Origin of the sequence: Mesorhizobium sp. B3-2-1 (genome assembly GCF_006439515.1) — a bacterium.
Taxonomy (GTDB): Bacteria; Pseudomonadota; Alphaproteobacteria; order Rhizobiales; family Rhizobiaceae; genus Mesorhizobium.
Window position 1 is genome coordinate 22,334 of sequence record NZ_VFTI01000016.1, and the last position, 21,928, is coordinate 44,261.

Annotated in this window: 24 protein-coding genes and 1 pseudogene; 6 read left to right on the forward strand and 19 right to left on the reverse strand. The window is 62.7% G+C overall.

The features are described 5' to 3' along the window. Positions 1–7: 7 nt before the first annotated feature. Positions 8–616 (reverse strand): YqgE/AlgH family protein, encoded by a 609-nt coding sequence (locus FJW08_RS17570; RefSeq protein WP_140761079.1) that lies wholly within the window; start codon positions 614–616, stop codon positions 8–10. Between the two features lie 172 nt (positions 617–788). Here FJW08_RS17570 and FJW08_RS17575 point away from each other — a divergent pair, with 172 nt between their 5' ends. The 3 genes and pseudogenes from FJW08_RS17575 to FJW08_RS17585 all read left to right on the forward strand — a co-directional run bounded on the left by FJW08_RS17575 (position 789) and on the right by FJW08_RS17585 (position 2,746). After that, on the forward strand, positions 789–1,595 hold the full coding sequence (locus tag FJW08_RS17575; RefSeq protein WP_140811662.1) for a protein-disulfide reductase DsbD domain-containing protein: 807 nt from the start codon (positions 789–791) through the stop codon (positions 1,593–1,595). Between the two features lie 97 nt (positions 1,596–1,692). Continuing rightward, positions 1,693–2,175 (forward strand): peroxiredoxin, encoded by a 483-nt coding sequence (locus tag FJW08_RS17580; RefSeq protein ID WP_140761083.1) that lies wholly within the window; start codon positions 1,693–1,695, stop codon positions 2,173–2,175. Between the two features lie 93 nt (positions 2,176–2,268). Continuing rightward, a pseudogene (locus FJW08_RS17585) lies at positions 2,269–2,746 on the forward strand (DUF2938 domain-containing protein). A 107-nt stretch (positions 2,747–2,853) separates the two neighbouring features. Here FJW08_RS17585 and FJW08_RS17590 read toward each other — a convergent pair. From FJW08_RS17590 to coxB, 15 genes are all read right to left on the reverse strand, one after another. Next, positions 2,854–3,165, reverse strand: coding sequence for a type II toxin-antitoxin system RelE/ParE family toxin (locus tag FJW08_RS17590; protein WP_140811663.1), 312 nt, complete (start codon positions 3,163–3,165; stop codon positions 2,854–2,856). After that, a complete protein-coding gene (locus FJW08_RS17595) occupies positions 3,155–3,436 on the reverse strand; it encodes a type II toxin-antitoxin system ParD family antitoxin (RefSeq protein WP_140761120.1) in 282 nt (93 codons plus the stop codon). The genes FJW08_RS17590 and FJW08_RS17595 overlap by 11 nt, the downstream gene beginning before the upstream one ends. Before the next feature lie 117 nt (positions 3,437–3,553). After that, complete coding sequence (locus FJW08_RS17600; RefSeq protein WP_140811664.1) at positions 3,554–4,132, reverse strand: histidine phosphatase family protein; 579 nt, start codon at positions 4,130–4,132, stop codon at positions 3,554–3,556. A 38-nt stretch (positions 4,133–4,170) separates the two neighbouring features. After that, the gene (gene rnhA / locus FJW08_RS17605; RefSeq protein WP_140811665.1) at positions 4,171–4,704 is read right to left on the reverse strand and encodes a ribonuclease HI; all 534 of its coding nucleotides are present in this window, start codon (positions 4,702–4,704) and stop codon (positions 4,171–4,173) included. After that, the gene (locus FJW08_RS17610) at positions 4,701–5,678 is read right to left on the reverse strand and encodes a homoserine kinase (protein ID WP_140811666.1); all 978 of its coding nucleotides are present in this window, start codon (positions 5,676–5,678) and stop codon (positions 4,701–4,703) included. The genes rnhA and FJW08_RS17610 overlap by 4 nt, the downstream gene beginning before the upstream one ends. Before the next feature lie 6 nt (positions 5,679–5,684). Beyond that, complete coding sequence (gene ispH / locus FJW08_RS17615; protein ID WP_140761096.1) at positions 5,685–6,695, reverse strand: 4-hydroxy-3-methylbut-2-enyl diphosphate reductase; 1,011 nt, start codon at positions 6,693–6,695, stop codon at positions 5,685–5,687. Between the two features lie 70 nt (positions 6,696–6,765). After that, on the reverse strand, positions 6,766–7,521 hold the full coding sequence (locus tag FJW08_RS17620) for an SURF1 family protein (RefSeq protein WP_181178700.1): 756 nt from the start codon (positions 7,519–7,521) through the stop codon (positions 6,766–6,768). Then, positions 7,518–7,904: a DUF983 domain-containing protein gene (locus tag FJW08_RS17625; protein WP_140761098.1), complete on the reverse strand. Its 387-nt coding sequence runs from the start codon at positions 7,902–7,904 to the stop codon at positions 7,518–7,520. The genes FJW08_RS17620 and FJW08_RS17625 overlap by 4 nt, the downstream gene beginning before the upstream one ends. Positions 7,905–7,922: 18 nt before the next feature. Next, on the reverse strand, positions 7,923–8,072 hold the full coding sequence (locus tag FJW08_RS32405) for a hypothetical protein (RefSeq protein ID WP_181182961.1): 150 nt from the start codon (positions 8,070–8,072) through the stop codon (positions 7,923–7,925). 168 nt (positions 8,073–8,240) lie between these two features. Further along, complete coding sequence (locus FJW08_RS17630) at positions 8,241–9,122, reverse strand: cytochrome c oxidase subunit 3 (protein ID WP_140761102.1); 882 nt, start codon at positions 9,120–9,122, stop codon at positions 8,241–8,243. 1 nt (position 9,123) lies between these two features. Further along, positions 9,124–9,756 (reverse strand): cytochrome c oxidase assembly protein, encoded by a 633-nt coding sequence (locus FJW08_RS17635; protein WP_140761104.1) that lies wholly within the window; start codon positions 9,754–9,756, stop codon positions 9,124–9,126. Further along, positions 9,756–9,923, reverse strand: coding sequence for a hypothetical protein (locus tag FJW08_RS17640; RefSeq protein ID WP_181178701.1), 168 nt, complete (start codon positions 9,921–9,923; stop codon positions 9,756–9,758). Before FJW08_RS17640 ends, FJW08_RS17635 begins: the two co-directional genes overlap by 1 nt. Then, positions 9,920–10,864, reverse strand: coding sequence for a heme o synthase (locus tag FJW08_RS17645; RefSeq protein ID WP_140811667.1), 945 nt, complete (start codon positions 10,862–10,864; stop codon positions 9,920–9,922). Before FJW08_RS17645 ends, FJW08_RS17640 begins: the two co-directional genes overlap by 4 nt. Before the next feature lie 75 nt (positions 10,865–10,939). After that, entirely contained in the window at positions 10,940–12,592 is a 1,653-nt protein-coding gene (ctaD, locus tag FJW08_RS17650) for a cytochrome c oxidase subunit I (protein WP_140761108.1), read from the reverse strand. 38 nt (positions 12,593–12,630) lie between these two features. Beyond that, positions 12,631–13,647: a cytochrome c oxidase subunit II gene (coxB, locus tag FJW08_RS17655; RefSeq protein WP_181178702.1), complete on the reverse strand. Its 1,017-nt coding sequence runs from the start codon at positions 13,645–13,647 to the stop codon at positions 12,631–12,633. Between the two features lie 259 nt (positions 13,648–13,906). On the opposite strand from coxB, the gene FJW08_RS17660 reads away from it, so the two are divergent. From FJW08_RS17660 to FJW08_RS17670, 3 genes are all read left to right on the forward strand, one after another. Further along, a complete protein-coding gene (locus tag FJW08_RS17660) occupies positions 13,907–14,467 on the forward strand; it encodes an invasion associated locus B family protein (RefSeq protein ID WP_140761112.1) in 561 nt (186 codons plus the stop codon). A 171-nt stretch (positions 14,468–14,638) separates the two neighbouring features. Further along, positions 14,639–16,051, forward strand: a complete 1,413-nt coding sequence (tldD, locus tag FJW08_RS17665; RefSeq protein WP_140811668.1) for a metalloprotease TldD — start codon at positions 14,639–14,641, stop codon at positions 16,049–16,051. A 220-nt stretch (positions 16,052–16,271) separates the two neighbouring features. Further along, positions 16,272–16,943, forward strand: a complete 672-nt coding sequence (locus FJW08_RS17670) for a transglutaminase-like cysteine peptidase (protein ID WP_181182953.1) — start codon at positions 16,272–16,274, stop codon at positions 16,941–16,943. Between the two features lie 202 nt (positions 16,944–17,145). On the opposite strand, the gene FJW08_RS17675 is transcribed toward FJW08_RS17670, so the two are convergent. The 3 genes from FJW08_RS17675 to FJW08_RS17685 all read right to left on the reverse strand — a co-directional run bounded on the left by FJW08_RS17675 (position 17,146) and on the right by FJW08_RS17685 (position 21,823). Beyond that, the gene (locus FJW08_RS17675; protein ID WP_140811669.1) at positions 17,146–19,662 is read right to left on the reverse strand and encodes a caspase domain-containing protein; all 2,517 of its coding nucleotides are present in this window, start codon (positions 19,660–19,662) and stop codon (positions 17,146–17,148) included. A 158-nt stretch (positions 19,663–19,820) separates the two neighbouring features. After that, positions 19,821–21,062 carry a class I SAM-dependent RNA methyltransferase gene (locus FJW08_RS17680; protein WP_140811670.1) on the reverse strand — a complete coding sequence of 414 codons (1,242 nt, stop codon included), beginning with the start codon at positions 21,060–21,062 and terminating at the stop codon, positions 19,821–19,823. Then, on the reverse strand, positions 21,059–21,823 hold the full coding sequence (locus FJW08_RS17685; protein ID WP_140811671.1) for a TlyA family RNA methyltransferase: 765 nt from the start codon (positions 21,821–21,823) through the stop codon (positions 21,059–21,061). Before FJW08_RS17685 ends, FJW08_RS17680 begins: the two co-directional genes overlap by 4 nt. Between the last annotated feature and the right edge of the window lie 105 nt (positions 21,824–21,928).

Here is a 21,928-nt window from a genome sequence, read left to right on the forward strand (position 1 = left end):
AAGAATCTCAGGCGTGTCCGGCGGCCATGCTGAGATGGGCGAGATCGATGCCGATCGAGGCGAGAATCCGGTCGTATTTGCGCTCGATGTCGGCGTCGAACAGCAATTCCGGCGTCGCCGGGCAGGTCAGCCAGCCATTCTCGGCGATCTCGGTTTCCAGTTGGCCGGCGCCCCAACCGGAATAGCCGAGCGCCATCAGCGCGCGGCGCGGCCCGCGCCCTGACGATATCGCCCGCAATATGTCGACGGTCGCGGTCAGGCAGATGTCGTCGGAAACGGTGAGCGAGGAGTCCACGCGGTAGTCGCCCGAATGGAGGACGAAGCCCCGGCTGCGGTCGACAGGCCCGCCGTTGCGCACGACGAAATCGCGCGCCTGCGCCGGAAGGCGGATCGCCTCCAGCTCGTTCATGATGCCGAGCTGCACCAGAAGGTCCGGAAACAGCATCTGCTGTGTCTGGTTGATGATCAGGCCCATCGCGCCTTCATCGCTGTGGGCGCAGATATAGATGACCGAGCGCGTGAAACGATCATCCTTCATGCCAGGCATGGCAATCAGGAACTGATCGTCGAGAAAGCCGCCGCCGGCGGCTGTCTTCTTGTGGCGCAACAAATCCATGCCAGGCAGGGTACCGTGTTTCCCGGGCGTCGAAAAGATGCGCCGTACCGGATTCGACCAAAGCCCATATTGCTAGGCCGGTCTTGGCTTGCCCGCGAAGGTCACGCAAATATGATATCAGCAAGGCCATGAAATCATTGCGCGGCCACGAACGGACGATCAAATCACCGCCATGCAAAGCTTGAAGATCCTGTTGCTCGGCGCCGCCATCGGATTGGCAACAGCGCTCCCCGCCACCGCCTCGTCATCCGCCTGGTACACCAGTGAAGGCGGCAAGGTGCGGCTGGTGACATCAGGCAAGCCGGACAATGCCGGCCGTATCCAGGGTGTTCTCGATATCGCGCTCAAACCCGGCTGGAAGACCTACTGGCGCGACCCGGGGGACGCAGGTGTGCCGCCGCAGCTCGACATATCGGCCAGTACCAATATTGCCGATGCCACACTGTCCTTTCCCGCGCCGCAGCGCCACGACGATGGCTATGGCAAATGGGCCGGCTACAACCACCCGGTTTCGCTGCCGGTGACGTTCACGCTGGCGACGCCAAACCAGCCGGCTGTTATCGATGCCGACATCTTTCTCGGCATTTGTGAAACCATCTGCATCCCGGTGCAGACACGGCTGAGCGTCGATCCCGCTTCCGATCCCGACAATGCCGACGACGCGGCATTGGTAAAGGCGAGTGTCACTGCATTGCCGGCGGCTGCAAAACCTGACTTCGGCGTCAAGGTGCTCCCGGGCGATCACGAGACGCTGGTGGTCGAGGCGAGTTTTCCTGGCGATCCGCAGGCAACGGATTTCTTCGTCGCCGGCGAGCGCGATTATATGTTCGGCAGTCCTTCCCGCGCGGAAAAGGACGGCAAGTTGATCTTCACCGTGCCGATCCTCGATCGCCCCTCGACGACGCCGACGGACGGTGGGCTCCACTACACGCTGACGAGTTCGGCGGGCGCGGTCGAAGGGCTGCTGCCTTTCCCTTGATCTTGGCCATCTTGATACCGGCTGCTGGCCAGTTGCGGAAACAGGCACGTTTCGCTAGCGCAAAACGCGTCCTTCCCCAATCCCAAGCGAGGAACTCATGACCATCTCCGTTGGCGACAAGCTGCCCGAGACGACCTTCAAGACCATGACAGCCGATGGCGCCAAGCCGATCACGTCGGCCGAGATTTTCCCGGGCAAGAAGGTGGTGCTGTTCGGCGTTCCCGGCGCTTTCACGCCGACTTGCAGCAACAACCATCTGCCCGGCTATCTCGAGAACCATGACGCGATCCTGGCGCGCGGCGTCGACACCATCGCCGTCGTTTCGGTCAACGACGTCCACGTCATGGGCGCCTGGGCGCGCTTCACCGGCGGCGAAGGCAAGATCCTGTTCCTCGCTGACGGCAATGGCGATTTCGCCAAGGCGGTCGGTCTTGACGCGGACTTGTCCGGTGGCGGCATGGGCCTGCGCTCAAAGCGGTTTTCGATGATTGTCGACGACGGCAAGGTCACCGCGCTCAATGTCGAGACCAAACCCGGCGTCGACGAGTCCGGTGCGGCTCATATTCTCGGCCAGCTCTGAAGTTCGACGGCCAGTCAGGGCGAGGCCGCAACGGCCAGCCTCGCTTGACAAGCGGCTGCGCTCCAGAACTGCCGGCTCCCCGGGGGATCAATGATGTCTGACATCTTCTGGCGCGCTATCGCGATCGGCGTCGGCGCCACTGTCCTGATGGATATCTGGGCCTTCTTCCTGCACAAGGCGTTCGGCCAGCCACGGCCGAACTGGGGGCCGGTCGGGCGCTGGGTCTGGCATCTCGGCGACAAGGTGTTTCACGACGACATCGGCGATGCGGCGCCCTATGCCCACGAGAAGGCGCTGGGCTGGGCTTTCCATTACTTCGTCGGCATCGTCTACGGCATCATCCTCGTAGTGCTGGCTGGCGCAGGCTGGCTGGCCGCGCCGACATTCTTGCCCGCCTTCATCCTCGGCATCGTCACCGTCGGGGCCGGCTGGTTTCTGCTGGCGCCAGGCATGGGCGCCGGCTGGGCGGCTTCAAAGCGGCCGAACCCGATGCGGATCCGCGCCCTCAACCTCGTTTCGCACACGGGTGTTCGCGCTCGGGCTTTGGGGCACGGCGCTGCTGATCCGCTAGACAGCTACAGCATGTCGCGGCGAATAGGATTCGCCCGACCTGCTGTAAGCTTCTGATTTTATGCATGTCGTTATCCCGGAACCGAGGACACTTCCGGGCGACATGCATTAGAACAGACGGTTCAGATCCCGACGCCCGTCCACCACACGGACGATTTCAACCCAGTCGACTGGGCCATCGTCCGTGTCCGGAATGGTTTCGTAGAGCAGTACAAACGGCGCCTCCACCAGCATTCGTGCGGAGGGCCTGATATCCGGTCGCCTGACACCCATGCGCGGCTGGTCCGCCAGTTGCCGAGCCCGCGCTTCCAACTGATCATAATAACGATCGGCCGCCCGTATGTTTTCGCTGCCTATCATGATGTAGATATCGATGAGGTCAGCCGTGGCTGCGGGTGACCAGACCAGCCTAACGGCCATTCGGCGAGGCTTCCGTCAGCTTTCGCCGAGCTTCCTTTCGCAACATATCGAAATCCACAGGCTCAGATCTCCCGCTTGCCTTGCCTTCATCCCACAGCTGTCTCAGCCGGCGGGTATCGTCATGCCGCAGTTCGCGCTTGGCCAGCCAATCCCGCACCGCTTCACGCACAATCTCGCTTGCGGTGGCATACTCGCCTGCTTCCACAGCCTCGCGCATCAGGGCTGCCTGTTGCGGGGTCACAGCCACGCTCATTTTTTCAACGTTTGCCACGCTGCGTCCTTCCTGCATTGCTCCATAGTAGGAAATATTACTCCCATCCATATCCTTGAGCAACTGCTACGCCACAAGAAGAGCCTGTGCGCCATGCCTACGCTGCCGAGCGCCCGGTCAAGACAGCCTGTCGATCGGCCGCCATCCATGGATGAGGCGGCGCGCGCCGAGATCGTAAGCGAAATAGTTGCCGCCGCCCGCCGGTTGATCCGCTTCGCGGCTGATCTGCCTGTCGCTCAGCGATAGCAGCAGGAGCGTTCCCACGCCTCCATGTCCGACGAAAGCAATGTTGCCGGCGTCGTTGACGTCGAGCACGGCTTCGACCTCGCTCACGATGCGCTGTTGCGCATCGATGGCCCGCTCCCAGCCGCGAACGCTTTCGTGTGGATTGGCGAAGAACTGATCGGCGACCGCCTCGAACTCCGGAGGCGGCAGGAAACCCGTCGCCGACCGGTCGTTCTCATGCATCCGCTGCCTGACCTGCACGGCAAGATTTAGATGCCGCCCGAGCACCTCGGCGGTTTCGATGGCCTTGCGCTCGCCCGACGACACCACACGCCCGATCGATGCGATCCACGGCTGGTCCAGCATTGCGTATGCCCTGGCCCGGCCGACGTCGGACAGGCCCCAATCCGGTACCGGAATGGTGGCGTCGATCTGAACCTGGGGATGGGTGATGTAGTAGGCGATCGGCATGACAGAAACTCTCCAGCCGGCCGCCGCGAAACGGGAGCTCAATAGCTCTGGGTCGAACGACGAGCCTTCGAGGCCAGCGGTTGTTTTGCCTGGGCATCAGGTTTTGGCGCTGCCGCCGCCGGCCTGAAAGGCCCTTTCTTGAACGGCGCCATGCCTTCCCTTGCCAGTTCGTCGGCACGCTCGTTCTCGGTATGGCCTGCATGGCCCTTCACCCAGTTCCAGGTGACCTTGTGGCGCCGGTTGGCCTCGTCCAGCGCCTGCCAGAGCTCACCGTTCTTGACCGGCTTCTTGTCGGCGGTCTTCCAGCCATTCTTCTTCCAGCCGTGGATCCATTTGGAAATGCCGTCCATGACGTATTTGCTGTCGGTATGAAGCTCGACCGTGCAAGGCTCCTTCAACGCGTTCAGCGCCGAAATGGCCGCCAGCAATTCCATGCGGTTGTTGGTGGTTTCGGCCTCACCGCCGGAAAGCTCCTTGATGGTGCCGTTGAAGCGCAGGATGGCGCCCCAGCCGCCGGGGCCGGGATTGCCTGAACAGGCGCCATCGGTAAAGATTTCGACCTGCTTGCTCATGATGCCCCATTTTCGGCCAATCCATATTCCGAAGGAGACCTGATCGCCCGATGGAACCGCATCCTTCTGATGTATTCGGTCGGGTCGCGTTTCATCACCAGGCCGCCATCGGGCACGGTCAGCCAGTCGTAGAGCCGGGTCAGCATGAAGCGCAGCGCCGAGCCGCGCGCCAACATCGGCAGCGCCGCCTTCTCCTCGGTGCTCAGGGGGCGCACGCTCTGGTAACCGGCAAGCAATGCCTTGCCCTTGGTAAGGTTGAAGGAAAAATCCTTCTCGAAGCACCAGGCGTTGAGACAGGTCGCGACATCGTAGGCGTAGAGATCATCACAGGCGAAATAGAAATCGATCAGACCCGAAAGCTTCTCGCCGAGGAAAAAGACATTGTCCGGGAAAAGATCGGCATGGATGATGCCCTCGGGGAGGCCCTTGGGCCAGTTCTGCTCGAAATCGGCGAAGTCGGCGTCGACCTCGGCCGCAAGGCCCGGCTCGACCTCGTCGGCGCGGCCGCGAGACGCATCCCAAAGCTTGCGCCAGCCGTCGAGTGCGAGCGCGTTCGGGCGCCTCATCGAAAAATCGGCGCCGGCCAGGTGCAGCGCCGCCAGCGCCTTGCCAACCTCGGCGCAATGCGTTGCGGCCGGTCGCCGCAGCGAAAGCCCTTCAAGGAAGGTGATGACGACCGCTGGCCGGCCGGCCAGCGTGCCGATGACGCTGCCGTCATGCGCGGTCACCGGCAGCGGGCAGGACACCCCCTTGTTTGCGAGATGACCCATCAATCCGAGAAAAAACGGCAGATCCGCCTTCTCGACCCGCTTTTCATAGAGCGTCAGGATGTAGGAGCCGCTGGAGGTGTGCAGCAGGAAGTTCGAATTCTCGGTGCCTTCGGCGATGCCCTTGTAGGACAGGAGATTGCCGACCGGATAGTGCTTCAGGAAAGCGCCGAGTTCGCCCTCCGCGACGTCTGTATAGACCGCCATGGCCGTTCACGCGGCCCCGTTGACGAAGGCCATGTCGGCCGGTGTCAGTTCGACATCGCGCAATACCCGCATGACCGGAAAATCCTCTGTTTCGGTGGCCGTGATGGCCAGGTCGATGGTCACATCGAAACGCTGGCGGAACGCGTCGATGATCTCATCGACGATGATCTCCGGCGCCGATGCCCCCGCCGACAGGCCGAGGGTCGAAATGCCGCCGATGTCATTCCACGGAATTTCGGCGGCTCGCTGCACGAGAAGCGACATGGCGGCGCCGGCGCGTTCCGCAACTTCGACGAGGCGGCGCGAATTCGAGGAATTGGGGGCGCCGACGATCAGATAGAGGTCGGCACCCGGGGCTGTGTCCTTGACCGCTTCCTGACGGTTTGTGGTGGCGTAGCAGATCGATTCCGCCGCCGGCGCCTGCAGGTCCGGAAAGCGCTCCTGCAGCGCGCGGATAATGCCGGCGGTATCCTCGACCGAGAGCGTGGTCTGGGTGACGAAACCGAGTGCCTTGGGATCGGCTGGCGCAAGCCGGGCGGCATCGGCTTCGGTCTCGATCAGCGTTACCGCGCCTTCCGGCAACTGTCCCATGGTGCCGATCACCTCGGGGTGCCCTGCGTGGCCGATCAGCAGAACGTGGCGGCCAAGCCGCTGGTGACGCATCGCCTGTTTGTGGACCTTGGAGACCAGCGGACAGGTTGCGTCGAGATAGAAAAGGTTGCGGGCCTGCGCGTCCGCCGGCACCGACTTGGGCACGCCATGTGCCGAGAAGACGACCGGCGACTGCCGATGTTCGGCCGGGATTTCGGAAAGTTCCTCGATGAAGACGGCGCCGAGGCTTTGCAGCCCCTCGACGACATAGCGGTTGTGCACGATCTCGTGGCGGACATAGACCGGCGCGCCATATTTCTTCAGTGCCAGCACTACAATCTGGATGGCACGGTCGACGCCCGCGCAAAAACCGCGCGGCTGGCAGAGCCGGATCGTCAGAGGAGGCTTGGCGATTGTGTGAAGCATTAAATCCTGCCGGTTCGTCAGCGCCGAAATGAGGTGCCCACCCCTGCCCTGTCAAGGGTATCGCTCGCGTTCAGTCCTCTTTCGCCGGCCGGCGAAGCCGTAGGATGAGTACGGCGGCAAGCGCCGCGGCAAGCCCATACCAGGTGACAGCGTATTGCAGATGGCTGTTCGGCAGGTCGATGATGGTGACGCCACCGACCGGCAGGCCGCCAGGATTTGGCGTCTTGTCGGCATCGATGAAGATCGGCACCAGCGTGAACCCGGCCGGTAGGCCGGCGCTCGCGGCCATGACGTCGCGATCCTTCCAGTAGAAGATGTTCTTCCCCACATCATTGTCGGGAAGCATCATCGAGGGTTTTGCCGGCAGCGGGTTGCGGGCAAGCCCGGTGACCGTGACCTTGCCCGTTACCTGTCCCTTGGCGCGCTTGGCGGCGTCCTTGAGGTCGTAGGGCACAAAGCCACGGTTGACCAGGACGAACCGGCCATCGTCGAGGGCCAGCGGCGTGTAGACATTGAAGCCAGCATCCCCTTCCCAGGTCGCGTAGAAATGCCGTTCGCCGGAATGCAGGAAAGTGCCGGTAACCGTGACCGGCGTGTAGTCGACGTCACCGGTCGAGTCGAATTCCTTCTCGACCTCGGCCAGCGGCAGCGGCGCCGAATGCGTGCGCTGGTCGATGGTCTGCAGCAGGCCTTCCTTCCAATGCAGGCGCTGGACCTGCCAGGTGCCGAGCGCCAGCAGGACCAAGAACAGCACAAGGCCAAGGGCGAGCAACAGCGCCGATCTCGGCCGCGAACGGCCGCCGGCCCTGACGGAAGCCTCGATCATTCGCCGCGGTCCAGCCGGCCCTCGGCCGCTTTGTTGCGGTATTGCAGGGTGAGCAGCACGCCCTTGATCAACCGGAGCGCCGTCAGGCACAGCACCAGGGCCAGCGGAATCCATATCATCAGATGCAGCCAGAGCGGCGGGCTCAGCGTCACCTCGACCCAGAGCGCCAGGCCGACGATGATGAAGCCGATGATCAGGATGACGAAGACCGCCGGCCCGTCACCGGCATCGGCGTACGAATAGTCGAGGCCGCAATTGACGCAACGCTTGCCGACTGTGAGAAAGCCGGAAAACAGCCGCCCCTCGCCGCAACGCGGACAACGGCCGTGCAGGCCGGCCGAAATCGGATCGATCGGAGGCCAGATCGCCCTATCTTCACTCATGGTTGTCTTCATTCATGGTCATTGCTCGATGTCGATCGGTGTCCCATCGGCCACCATTGCCCAGATTTCGTCCTTGTCGGAGTCCGTAACCGCAATGCGGCCATCGGTCCAGTCGACCAATTGAAGCAGCCAACCCCACCAGCCGAAGCCGTTCGGCCTTGCGGACACGCACCAGATCATCTTCTCAGCGGCAAGAGCCGGAATGCCAAGACGACAAATGCGCAAACTGCCGAAGTCAGCCGCATCGTCATCGATCGACGATCATTGCGCCGAAAAGAAGAAGGCGGCCACGTCGCCGCGGCCGCCTTCTCTAAAATCGAAATCCCAAAGGTGGGATCAGTGACCTTCGATCACCGCGCCGGCCGACCCCCAGACGTAGATCGAGGCGAACAGGAACAGCCAGACCACGTCGACGAAATGCCAGTACCAGGCGGCCGCCTCGAAGCCGAAATGCTGCTTGGGAGTGAAGTCGCCTTTCATCGCGCGGATCAGGCAGACCAGCAGGAAGATGGTGCCGATGATGACATGGAAGCCATGGAAGCCGGTCGCCATGAAGAAGGTGGCGCCATAGATGGAATCCTTGAAGCCGAACGGCGCGTGTATGTACTCGTAGGCCTGCACCATGGTGAACAGCATGCCGAGGCCGACGGTCAGCACCAGGCCGTTGATCAGGCCCTTGCGGTCGCCATGGATGAGCGAGTGATGCGCCCAGGTGACCGTGGTGCCCGACAGCAGCAGGATGACGGTGTTGTAGAGCGGCAGGTGGAAGGGATCGAGAACCTCCATGCCCTTCGGCGGCCAGACACCACCGGTGAACGTGTGGCGTGCGTAGTTCTGCACCTCACCGGCAAAAAGGCTGGCATCGAAATAGGCCCAAAACCAGGCGACGAAGAACATCACCTCCGAGGCGATGAACATGATCATGCCATAGCGCAGGTGCAGCGACACGACGCGTGTGTGATGACCCTCATGCGCTTCCTTGATCGTGTCCGACCACCAGGCGAACATGGTGTACAACACGATCACGATGCCGATGAAGAACAGCCAGGGATTGGCGATGTTGAAGCCGAAGATCGGGAAGGAACCGCCCTTCAAATATTCCATGAGGCAGACACCGCCAAAAGCGGTGACAAGCGCTCCGACCGATCCCAGGAAAGGCCACGGGCTCGGGTCGACGAGATGGTAGTCATGGTGTGGTTTTGCGTGCGCGTCTGCCATATCAACCCCCGAGATTTCCTTCGGTATCTGAAACTGTCTTGCTATTGCCCTTGGCCGGCTCCGAGGAGGCGACCGGCTTGTTCTTCTCGACCGGGAACATCGTATAGGACAGCGTGATCGTCTTGATGTCCTTCAGTTCCGGCACATTCACGATATCGGGGTCCACATAGAACAGGACCGGCATATCCAGCGTCTCCCCGGGCTTCAGCGTCGTATCGGTAAAGCAGAAGCATTCGACCTTGTTGAAGTACGGGCCCGCCAGTTCCGGCTGCACATTGAAGGTGGCGCGGCCGGTGACGACGCGATCGAACTTGTTGGTCGCCTGGTAATGCGCCTGCACGGTCTGGCCAATCTTCATGGTCATCGAGCGCTGGACCGGCTGGAACTCCCAAGGCACGCCGGCAATGTTGGCGTCGAAGCGGACCGTGATCTCGCGGTCAAGCACGTGGCCGGCATACTGCTTCTCGACACGTTGCGTCGTGCCGCCATAACCGGTCGCCTGGCAGAACATCTTGTAGAGCGGCACGGCTGCGTAGGCCATGCCGATCATGCCGGTGAAGAACGCGAGGCAAACAGCCGCGACGACGAGGTTGCCGGTTTTGCCGGCCGTCTTTCTGGGCGTCTCGACGCTCATCACATCTTGCCCGACAAATTGTGGCCGAACTTCACGATCGTCGCGATGTAGAAAATCACGACCAGCAGAGCCAGCGCTACGCCCATCGCAATCGAACGGCTGCGCTGGGCCTTCTTCTGACGATCGGTCAAGGTGACCGTCTCGAGTTCTTTCTCGACCATGGTCATGCCCCACCCATGGCAAGCGCGCGTTCGACGACACAGTCGGCCAGATAGGCAGCGAAGATGGCGAAGAGATAGAGCAGCGAATAGGCGAACAGGGCCTTGGCCGGCTTCATGGCGCGGTCGTCATCGGCCATACCAAGCACTTTCCAGGCATACCAGACGAAACCAACGCCCAGCAGCAGAGCGGCCACGCCATAGAATGGCGTCGTGTAGCCGAGCAGCCAGGGCAGCACGCCGACCGGGGCCAGCACCAGTGCGTAGGCAAAAATCTGACGGCGGGTCGATGCATGGCCGGCGACGTTCGGCATCATCGGGATGCCGGCGCGGCCATAGTCCTCGGACTTGAACAGCGCTAGCGCCCAGAAATGCGGCGGCGTCCACAGGAAGATGATCAGGAACAGGATGATGCTTTCGAGGCTGACCGACCCGGTCGCCGCGGCCCAGCCGATAACCGGCGGGATGGCGCCCGCGGCACCGCCGATGACGATGTTCTGCGGCGTCGAGCGTTTCAGCCACATCGTGTACACGACGGCATAGAAGAAGATGGTGAAGGCCAGCAGCGTAGCGGCCAGCCAGTTGACCAGCACGCCGAGGGTCATCACCGACAGGACCGAAAGCACCAGGCCGAAGCTAAGCGCCTCGTGCGGCTGTATACGACCGGACGGAACCGGGCGGCTGGCTGTCCTGGTCATCACCGCGTCGATGTCGGCGTCGTACCACATGTTGAGGGCACCCGAGGCGCCAGCCCCGATCGCAATAGCCAGGATGGCTATCACCGCCAGCAGCGGATTGATGGTCACCGGTGCCGCGACCAGCCCGACAAAGGCGGTGAACACCACCAGCGACATGACGCGCGGCTTCAGGAGGGCGAAGAAATCGCCCGCCGTCGCTTCCGACATGCGGAAGCCCGCTTCGTCAATGCTGGTTTTGTCGACTAGGGCCATGCGTACTCAAGTCCATTATTCCGTTGGCCAAAACCGCCGGCGGACCGGCGGTTTCGCATTCGAGTGGGAGCCGCCTTACTTGATCTTCGGCAGCTGCTCCCACTGGTGGAAGGGCGGCGGCGAAGGCAGCTGCCATTCGAGAGTCGTTGCGCCCTCGCCCCATGGGTTGGCGCCGGCCACCCGCTTCTTCTGGAAGGCTTCGAACACGCAGTAGAGGAAGATCAGGACGCCGACGGCCGAGATATAAGAGCCGATGGACGACACATAGTTCCAGCCCGCAAACGCGTCGGGATAGTCGATGGTGCGGCGCGGCATGCCGGCGAGGCCGAGGAAGTGCTGCGGGAAGAAGATCAGGTTGACGCCGACGAAGGTGACCCAGAAGTGGGTGTTGGCGATGACAGGCGAATACATGTAGCCGGTCATCTTCGGGAACCAATAATACCAGCCGGCGAAGATGGCGAACACCGCGCCCAGCGACAGCACGTAGTGGAAGTGCGCGATGACGAAATAGGTGTCATGCAGCGAACGGTCGAGGCCGGCATTGGCCAGTTGGACGCCGGTGACGCCGCCGATGGTGAACAGGAAGATGAAGCCCAGCGCCCACAGCATCGGCGTCTTGAACGAGATCGACCCGCCCCACATCGTAGCGATCCAGGAGAAGATCTTCACGCCCGTCGGCACCGCGATGACCATGGTAGCGAAGACAAAATAACGCTGCGTGTCGAGCGACAGGCCGGTCGTGTACATATGGTGCGCCCAGACGATGAAACCGACGGCGCCGATCGCGACCATGGCGTAGGCCATACCGAGATAACCGAACACCGGCTTGCGCGAGAAGGTCGAGATGACGTGGCTGATGATGCCGAAGCCCGGCAGGATCAGGATGTACACTTCCGGATGGCCGAAGAACCAGAACAGGTGCTGGAACAGCAGCGGATCGCCGCCGCCATCGGGAGCGAAGAAGGTGGTGCCGAAATTGCGGTCGGTGAGCAGCATGGTGATGCCGCCGGCCAGAACCGGCAGGGACAGCAAGAGCAGGAACGCGGTGACCAGCACCGACCAGGCAAACAGCGGCATCTTATGCAGCGTCATGCCCGGGGCGCGCATGTTGAAGATGGTGGTGATGAAGTTGATGGCGCCCAGGATCGAGGACGCACCGGCGATGTGGATCGACAGGATCGCCAGATCCATCGCCGGTCCGGGCTGCCCCGAAGTCGAGAGTGGTGGGTAGAGCGTCCAACCACCACCAACACCGTAAGCACCTGGTGCGCTTGGCATGAACATCGAGGTGAGCAGCAGGATGAAGGCCGGCGGCAGAAGCCAGAACGAGATGTTGTTCATGCGCGGGAACGCCATGTCCGGAGCGCCGATCATGATCGGCACCATCCAGTTGGCAAAACCGCCGATCAGCGCCGGCATGACCATGAAGAAGATCATGATCAGGGCGTGCGCGGTGGCGAAGGCATTGTACATGCTCTTGCCGCCATCGACCGCGGCGTCACCGTTCATGCCGTAGACCATCTGCGCCAGGCCGCTGAAGATCTGGATGCCAGGCTCCTGCAGCTCCATGCGGATGGCGACCGACAGCGCGCCGCCGATGATACCGGCCATGATCGCGAAGATCAGGTAGAGCGTACCGATGTCCTTGTGGTTGGTCGAATAGACCCACCGCACCCAGCCATGATACGGCTTGTGGTCATGCCCGTCGTGAGCTGCAGCGTCTGCCATGTTCCGCTCCGTTCCCTAAATCTTGCTAACCCGCGGCATCAATTGCCGGCGGCCGCTACCTTGTTCTGGCCATCGACCTCGGCCATGAGCGTCTTGTTGGCGCCCGGCAGATTGGTCTTGGCTGCCGCCAGCCAGGTCTTGAACTGCGCATCCGAGACGACACGGATGGCGATCGGCATGAAGGCGTGGTCCTTGCCGCAGAGCTGCGAGCACTGACCATAATAAAGGCCTTCCTTCTCCGCCTTGAACCAGGTCTCGTTGGTACGGCCCGGAATGGCGTCGATCTTGATGCCGAAAGACGGCATGGCGAAGGAGTGGATCACGTCGGTCGCGGTGACGAGCACGCGGGTCATGGTGTTGACCGGCACCACCAGCTCATTGTCGACAGCGAGCAGGCGCGGATAGACCTTGCGGTCTTCCTTGCCGGCGGCGGCGCGGTCACCGTCCTGAAGGATCGCGGAGTTGAAGGCGAGCGTGTTGTCGGTCTGGTACTCGTAGTCCCAGTTCCACTGGTTGCCGGTCGCCTTGACTGTCAGCTTGGCCTCCTCCGGCGGCGTGTATTGCGCGGTCAAGAGCTGGAACGAGGGAATGGCAAGGCAGAGCAGGACGACGACCGGGCCGACGGTCCAGATCACCTCTATCAGCGTGTTGTGGCTGGTCTTGGAGGGAACCGGGTTCGCGCTCGCGCGAAACCTCACGATGCAGTAGGCGAGGAGAAGGAGCACCAGGATGGTGATCGGAACGATGAACCACATCGTGTAGTTTCCGAACCACTCGATCTGCCGCATCATGTCGGTCGCCGGAGCCTGGAAGGTGGTCTCCCACTCCACGGGCTGATCGGCATGGGCGGATGTGCCGGCAAAAATCGTGGCGGCGGCACAAGCACTCAGAAACTTGGCACTTGCTAGAAACCTGGCGCCAGCTAGGAAATTTCTCATCGCCCTCTTCGTCTCCCAGTTCCTCGCGGCCTTGCCAACGAGAATAACGAACAATGCCGGGACGGGAATCCCGACAGTCTCAAGGTGGTTCAAACCATACTCTTTTTCCCTCCGCAAGAAAGGAGCGGTCGAAACCGTGCGGCATTTTTGCGCGCGAGCTGACGCGGCTCTTGCGGGGCAATGGCCATGGTGGCGAATCGCGTATGTTCGGCGGGCTGTCCGTCCCATGCCGGCGACGCGGGCAAAGCGTCGTAATTCAGGCGAATTTGGCAGGGAAAAGCGCTGCATTGCCTGTTTCGGGACAGTCCGGCCGCGGTCTCGTCCTTTACTTGGCATTGGCGCGGCTTAAAGTGCCGTGATTCGCAATGGAGCCGTCATGAACTCTTGGCTTTCGAGACTGAGGCATACGCGACCGGGCCTCTCGAGAACCCTGGCGAACGCCGTGTTTCTCGCCGTCCTGTCCGCGGCCGGTCTGTTCGTCGCTGGTCAAGCCGATGCCGCCCAGCCGAGTGGCACGGTCAAGTCGACGCATGGCGCCTGGTCGATCATCTGCGACACGCCGGCCGGAGCCACCTCGGAACAATGCGTGATGATGCAGAACGTCGTCGCCGAGGACCGTCCGGAGATGGGGCTTTCGGTCGTCGTGCTGCGCACCGCCGACAACAAGGCCGAGATCCTGCGCGTGCTGGCGCCGCTCGGCGTGCTGTTGCCGAACGGCCTCGGCCTCAACGTCGACGGCAAGGACATCGGCCGCGCCTATTTCGTGCGCTGCTTCCAGGACGGCTGTTATGCCGAGGTCATTCTCGAAAAGCCGCTGCTCGACACGCTGAAGACCGGCACGTCGGCAACGTTCATCGTCTTCCAGACGCCTGAGGAAGGCATCGGCATCCCGGTCGACCTCAAGGGTTTCGCCGAGGGTTTCGCCGCCCTGCCCTGATCGCGGCTTCGCGCTGAACCAGACCTGGACGCGGCTTTTGCCGACCCCAGACGCATGCCTTGCATCCAGCGGACGGTGTCATTCGTCGGCGCCAATCTTCATTGCCGATTGTGCGGGCGCGGCTTCACGCCTACATCGGGGTAAAGCAATCATCCCACGGACGGACGCGCCATGAACAGCCTGATCGGCCAATTCGACATTTCAGACGACCGCATCAAGCAGATCGTCGCCGACACCATCAAGGGCGCCGACGACGGCGAGCTTTTCCTCGAATACAGCGAGAGCGAAGCGCTGATGTTCGACAACGGCCGGCTCAAGACCGCCAATTTCAACACCGACCAAGGCTTTGGCCTGCGTGCGGTCGCGGGCGAAGCCAGCGGCTACGCCCATTCCAGCGACCTGTCCGAGGCATCGCTGCTGCGCGCGGCCGAAGCCGTGTCGACAGTCAAGGGTGGCTATTCCGGTACGCTTGCCGCAGCCCCCGCCCGAACCAACCGCCACCTCTACGGCGACGAGAACCCGATCCCCTCGCCTTCCTTCGAGGCCAAGGCGAAGCTGCTGCAGGAAATCGACGCCTGGCTGCGCGCCGAGGATCAGCGCGTGCGCCAGGTGACGGCCTCGATCGCCGCGTCCTGGCAGCATGTCGAGATCGTTCGCGCCGACGGCCAGGTGGTGCGCGATATCAGGCCGCTGGTCCGCGTCAACGTCTCGGTCGTCGTCGGCGACGGCGACCGCCAGGAGAGCGGCTCCTATGGCATGGGCGGACGCAAGGCGTTCGGCGACTTCCTTATCGAGGATAGCTGGAAGCACGCCGCCAGGGAGGCACTCAGGCAGGCGCTGGTCAATTTGGAGGCGATCCCGGCCCCGGCCGGTACTTTCGACATCGTGCTGTCCAGCGGCTGGCCGGGCGTCATGCTGCACGAAGCCGTCGGGCACGGACTGGAAGGCGATTTCAACCGCAAGAAGACATCGGCCTTCGCCGGCCTGATGGGGCAGCAGGTGGCCGCCAAGGGCGTTACGGTCGTCGACGACGGCACCATCCCCGAACGGCGAGGGTCGCTGACCGTCGACGACGAAGGCACGCCTTCGGCCCGCAACGTGCTGATCGAGGACGGCAAGCTGGTCGGCTACATGCAGGACCGGCAGAATGCCCGGCTGATGGGCATGAAAGCCACCGGCAACGGCCGGCGCGAAGGCTATGCGCACCAGCCGATGCCGCGCATGACCAACACCTACATGACCTCGGGCGACATGGAGCCGGACGAGATCATCGCTTCCGTCAAGAACGGCATCTACGCCGTCTCCTTCGGCGGCGGCCAGGTCGACATCACGTCGGGCAAATTCGTCTTCGGCTGCACCGAGGCCTACATGATCGAGAACGGCAAGGTGACGCAGCCGATCAAGGGCGCCATGCTGATCGGCAACGGGCCTGACGCCATGCACCGCGTCACGATGGTCGGCAACGACATGAAGCTCGACAATGGCATCGGCATGTGCGGCAAGGCCGGCCAGGGCATACCTGTCGGCGTCGGCCAGCCGCATCTGAGGATGAACCAGATGACGGTCGGCGGCACGCGGGTTTGAGGCTCGGTGCCGCTCCGGTATCATCACCCGCTGAGTGATGTTTCCGGACGCAGGCGCCCTCGACCATGCCCATCGTCGTCCTGACAGGTGCGGGCATTTCGGCGGCCGGACCTTGAAGTGAACACAATCCCATTAACAAATTATTAGGTCTTTGACTGCCTGGGCTGCCTTTGGCGCACGAACGCAGCACCAGTTCCTCGTTGCGGTGGTGGTTTTGGCAATGCGGTACTCCCCTGTCCTGGCTCTCCAGCTTGGCCTTGTTTCGTTGATTGGCGCGACATCGCTGCTAGCCAGCCCGGCGTCGGCGCAGTCGACATTGTTCAGGTCGCGATCGACACAATATGCCATGGACGGGTTGCGCTCGGCCTCCGTGGGTGGAAGCACCAGCGTCCCCTATGGTTGGATCGATTTCTGTCATCGCCGACCAAAAGAATGCAAGGTGCCTGCTCTGCCGGCCGTGAACGTCAAGCTGACAGCGCGGACCCTCCGCATCCTCAAACGGATAAATCAGAAGGCGAACAGTTCCATCAAACCCGTGAGCAATTACGAGCACTGGGGCACGATGATGGACCACTGGGACTATCCGGTGGACGGCAAGGGCGACTGCAAGATCTACGCGCTCTACAAGCGCAAGCTCCTTCAGGAGGCTGGATTTCCCCGGCAGGCGCTGCTGATGACGGTGGTGCGCGATCTGAACAATGAGGGCCACACCATCCTGACGGTGAAGACGGACAAGGGCGATCTCATCCTCGACAATATGGTCGACGAAATCAGGCCCTGGAACGCGACCGGCTATTATTTCCTGAAACGTCAATCGCAGCAGAATCCGAATATCTGGCTGTCGGTCAACCAGCGAGGCGGCACCGCGAAGCGAATATTGCCCGACTCGTAAAGGCTGGAGCTTGCTTAAATTGCGAATGGCGGCCAGGGCGAAGTCGCCGGTTTCCCGGAATTGCTCTCGCCGGGACCGGAGCGGTCTTCTTCGACCGCCTGACGCTTCATCAACCTGATGCCTCTACCTCGCAAGTTCACGGGCCGGAAAATCCGGCCCATGAACGGGGCGTTGCCGCCCTCGGCCGAGCAAGCCTGCCGGGCTATTGCTTGCAGGGCGGCTCCCCAGGATGCCCGCAGGTCGGCTTTTTGTTTCCCTGTGGCGGCTGCTCCCTGGGTTGCTGCGGCAGGCGTCGTTGCTGCTCCTGAGGCTGAGGCCTCGGCTGTTGCTGCAGGCGTCTCTCTTGCACCTGAGGCTTCGGCTGCGCCTGGAACTCCGGTCTTTGCGGCCTCAGCACCTGCACGTTCGGCCTTTGCTGCTTGAAGTTGCGCTGGACGTTGGTGCTCGCACCGGCGGAACCATCTTGACCGTTCGGTAACCGGCGGAACCTCCTGTTCCCATTGGCCGAACCCTGATTCTGGCCGGAGAACGCGTTCGGATTGTTCTTCCTGAGCCGCTCCTGCGCGCTCGGCCGGTTGTCGGCCGGCGCGCCATTGACGGTCGGCAGCTTGCGGAGCTTCTTGCCCCTTTCGCTTCCGTTGGCCGAGCCTTGATCGCTGGATCCGACAGCCGTCTGGCCTGCCGAAAGATCCTTGCGGGTCAGCTTCTTCGGCCTGCCTCCGTTCTGGCCGGACAACGCATTCGGGTTGTTCTTCCTGAGCCTCTGCTGGGCGTTCTGCCCGTTCTCGCCCTGCGCGCCATTGACGGTCGGCGGCTTGCGGAACTTGCCATTCTTGCCCTGACCGTTGACAGCTCCGTTCTGCTGGCCATTGCCGGTAACGGCGGCACCGGCATTTCCGGTAGGCTGCTGGTTGCCGCTCACCGTGCCTTGCTTGCCCGGCACTTTCCGGTTTGGCGCGTTCTGGCCGTTGAGCACCGGCTTGCCGTTGACGAGCGGCAGCCTCTTGCCATTGGCCCCCGGCAAGGCGTGGTCGGTAGAGCGCTTGCCCGTCTTCGACTGTGGCGTCGCACCCGGCTGCTGGCCTTGCGTGGCAGCCTGGCCGGGCTTCAGAGGCTGGCCGCCCTGACTCTGCTTCGACAGCACGGCCTTTTTCTGCAGCAGAGGCGGCAGCGCCACCTTGGCCGCGAGCGCGGCCGCGCCCGCACCAACGGCCATCTTCTGCCCGGTGGTGAGACCGCCGCTTGGCTGCCCGGCCTGATTGGCGGTCTCGTTGATCGTCGTATTGTTGATGTTGTTGATGACGGTCGTGTTGTGGATGTTGTTGAAGATGATGTCGTTCGGCGGCGGCACGATGTGACGCGGCGGGTTGATGAACGCAGGTATCGGCACGAACACCGGCGTCGGCAGGACGAAGACGTCGACCGGCGGCGGCGGCGCCGCCAGCACGACGAAATCCGGCGGCGGCGGCGGCAGGAAGATCACCGCGATCGGCGGTGGCGGCTCGAAGTCGAAATCGGGATCGTCGAAATAGAGCACCGGCCTGTCGACGTAGACGATTTCCTCCTCCGGCGGCGGCGGCAAATCATACTCATAGGCGGTGAACTCCTCCGGGGGTTCCAGGGCAGCGTCGAAATGTTCGAGCCGCCGGCGCCCGTCCCAAGCATGCGGACCATGCGGATAGCGCCGCAGATAAGACCAGTAAGCTTCCGGCGTGTCCTGCAGCCAGGTCTCGCGCCAGGTGATCGCCTCGCGCCGCGCGGCTATCATGGCGCGCACGCGCTTGGCCATCGGATCGTGTGGATAAGTGACGAGGAAATCCTCGTAGCCGCGCATCGTGTCGCGGTCGAGAGCCGCGACATAGGCGTCATGAGCGTTGAAATCGCGGATCGCCCTGGTCCGATTGGACCGGGATTCGGCCTCCGAAACCTTGGGCGCGGGCGCATCCGCAGCACGGTCGAAGAAGACGAACGGCGTGATGATTTTCGAGGCGTTCCACGGCACTTCCGCACCTTGCGTCACCGCGTTGACACGCAGTCGTGTGCGATCGAACACGTCGTCAAGCGACAATCCGCCTTCGCGTATCATCTCGGCGAGCGCCTGAGCATAGGCGCCGTACGGGCCTTTGCCTTCCGGCGCGACTGTTCCCGGAGCCGCATTGAACGCAATCAGCATGTTCTGGTCGGGATCGACCAGCGCGAGACCGCCGGCCAGCGGCTGGCTCATTTTTGGGAAGGCATTCGGCCGGGCCGCATCGAGGACGACGATATTGACCTTCGCCGGCAGTCCGGCCAGGGACTTAGTGATATCGGAGAGGCGCATGGCCTGCAGCGGCACGTCGGCTGGACTGGCGATCTGGGCGTCGACCGGCAAGAAATAGTTCTCACCTTCGAACTGCACGCCGTGGCCGGCAAGATAGACGAAGACAATCGCGTCTGGGCCGGCGGCGGAGACCTTGCCGAGGAAATCGCGCAATGCGCCGCGCAGCGATTCCTGATCGACATCGCGCGCCCCGACCACATCGAACCCGGCCGCCTGCAACGTCTGCGCGATCAGGCCCGCATCATTGGCGGCGGTCGCGAGCTCGCCGGACTGATACGCGCCATTGCCGATGACGAACGCCAAGCGCTTTTCACCTTGCGCGAGGGCTCCGGTCGCGGAGCTGACCGCGAAAAAGACAAGAACGACTATGAGGCCTGTGAATTTCTGAAGCATCTGCATGTCCGTTGTCGCCATCGGTTTATATTAGTAACGACGAATGGGCCGAAATGTTTCCCAAAGATGCGAAATTAGGAGCCCGCACAAAGGCGGCTTTTGGGGCGCAATTTCGTCGAAAGAACAGAGGCTTCAGAAATTTCCTGCGAACCGGCGGTCGTGAACTACCGCCGCCGCTTCGGCTTCTCCAGCAGCGCGACGGCCTCGACATGGGATGACCACAGGAACTGGTCGATCGGCGTCACGCTTTTCAACGCATATCCGCCGTCGATGAGGATGCGCAGGTCGCGAGCCAGCGTCACCGGGTTGCAGGACACCGCGGCAACGAATGGAACATCCGAGCGGGCGATCTGCTTCGACTGATCCTCTGCGCCGGCGCGCGGCGGATCGAAGACCAGGCCGTCGAAGGCGTTCAACTCCTTGAACGTCAGTGGCCGGCGAAACAGGTCGCGCCGCTCGCCCGTCACCCGCTTGATGCCTGTCGCGAAGCGGGATCCCCGGTCGAGCGCCGAAAGTGCGGCCGCATCGCCTTCGACCGCGTGGACTTCCGACTTAGCCGCAAGCCGGAGCGCAAAGCTGCCGCAGCCTGCGAAAAGATCGGCGATCTTCTTGGCGCGCTTCAGATGTCCGCCGACAATCTCGGCCATGGACCGTTCGGCAGCCTCGGTCGCCTGCAGGAAGGCGCCCGGCGGCACGGCGACAGCGACGCTGCCGAACATCACGACGGGCTTCCTCGGCTCGATGACGATCTCGTCATCGATGGACAGTCTGGCAAAGCCCTGCGCAATGACAAAATTGGAGGCGATACGGCGCTGGTGTTCGCCGAGCTTGCCGGAGTCATGCACCGCGATGTCGAGACCGGAACCCGTAACGGTGACCGCCATCCGGAACGATTTGGTGGTGGCGCATATCAGTTCGGCCAGCGCCCTCAGCTGGCCGAGTGCCGCGACGATCTCGGGCAGCGAGATCGGGCATTCGGATATTGAGATGATTTCCGGCGACAGATGGCGATTGAAGCCGAGCAACATGCCTGTTTCGGTGCGCCGGGCGGCAAGCACGACACGGCGGCGCGACTGCGGCGCACAGGCAACCAACTCTCCGATTTCGCACTCGATCCCCTTGCCCTTCAGGGCGTGCACCACCTTTTCGCGTTTCCACTGGCGATAGGCTTCGGCCTCGAAATGCTGGAGGGCGCAGCCGCCGCATTCGGTGAAATGACGGCAGGCGGCTTCGATGCGCACCGGCGAGGCCTCCAGCACCGCCATCAGCGTGGCGCGATCCCGTTCGCGCGCGGCAGTGACGGTCTCGCCCGGCAGCGTGAAGGGAATGAACAGATCGCCGCTTTCGGTTTCGGCGATGCCGTCACCCTGCGATCCGAGCTTTCGTATCGTGAAGCGTGTGCTCATCGGTCCTTGATCCCACCGAGCAGGAATTCGCGATTGCCGTCGCCACCTTCGATCGGCGACAGATGCAGGCCGAGCGAGCGCCAGCCGGGAACGGCATCCAGCCAATCCTGTAGCAGGCCCGCGACACGGGCGGCATCGAAGGGATCCTTCAACAGACCGCCCTTGCCGATCGCCTCGCGACCGGCCTCGAATTGCGGTTTGACCAGAAAGACCGCGCCGGCACCGGGCTTGGCAAGAGCAAGCGCCGGCGGCAGCGCCAGTTTAAGCGAGATGAAACTGACGTCGGAAACGATGAAATCCGGACTGCGGCCGGCAAGATCGGCGGTCGTGAGATCGCGCGCATTCAAGCCTTCGATCACGGTTACGCGCGGATCGCCGCCGACATCGGGATGCATCTGGCCGTGGCCGACATCGATGGCCGTGACATGGGACGCGCCGCGTTCGAGCAACACCTGGGTGAACCCGCCTGTCGAGGCGCCGAGGTCGAGGGCTTCGCGGCTGGCGGGATCGAGGCCGAAATGGTCCAGTCCGCCGATCAGTTTGAGCGCCGCGCGCGAAACATAGCCTCGCGCCGGATCGTCGATGACAACGAGGCATTGCGGCGAAACGTTCTGGCCGGGCTTGCGGGCAATGGCGCCGTCAACCATCACCGTGCCGCGCTCGACCGCGTCGCGGGCGCGCGAACGGCTGGCAAACAGCCCGCGCTGGACGAGCAGGTCGTCGAGCCGCTGGCGTGTGCTGGCTGGCAGAGGCGAATTCATCGGCCTTCTCTGGCGAAAGCCCGCGGTGAAGGCAAGGACATTACACGGAACAAAGGTGACGTCGTGCGTGAGCGGCTGGTGTAGCGAGCCAAGCCGCAGCTTGCG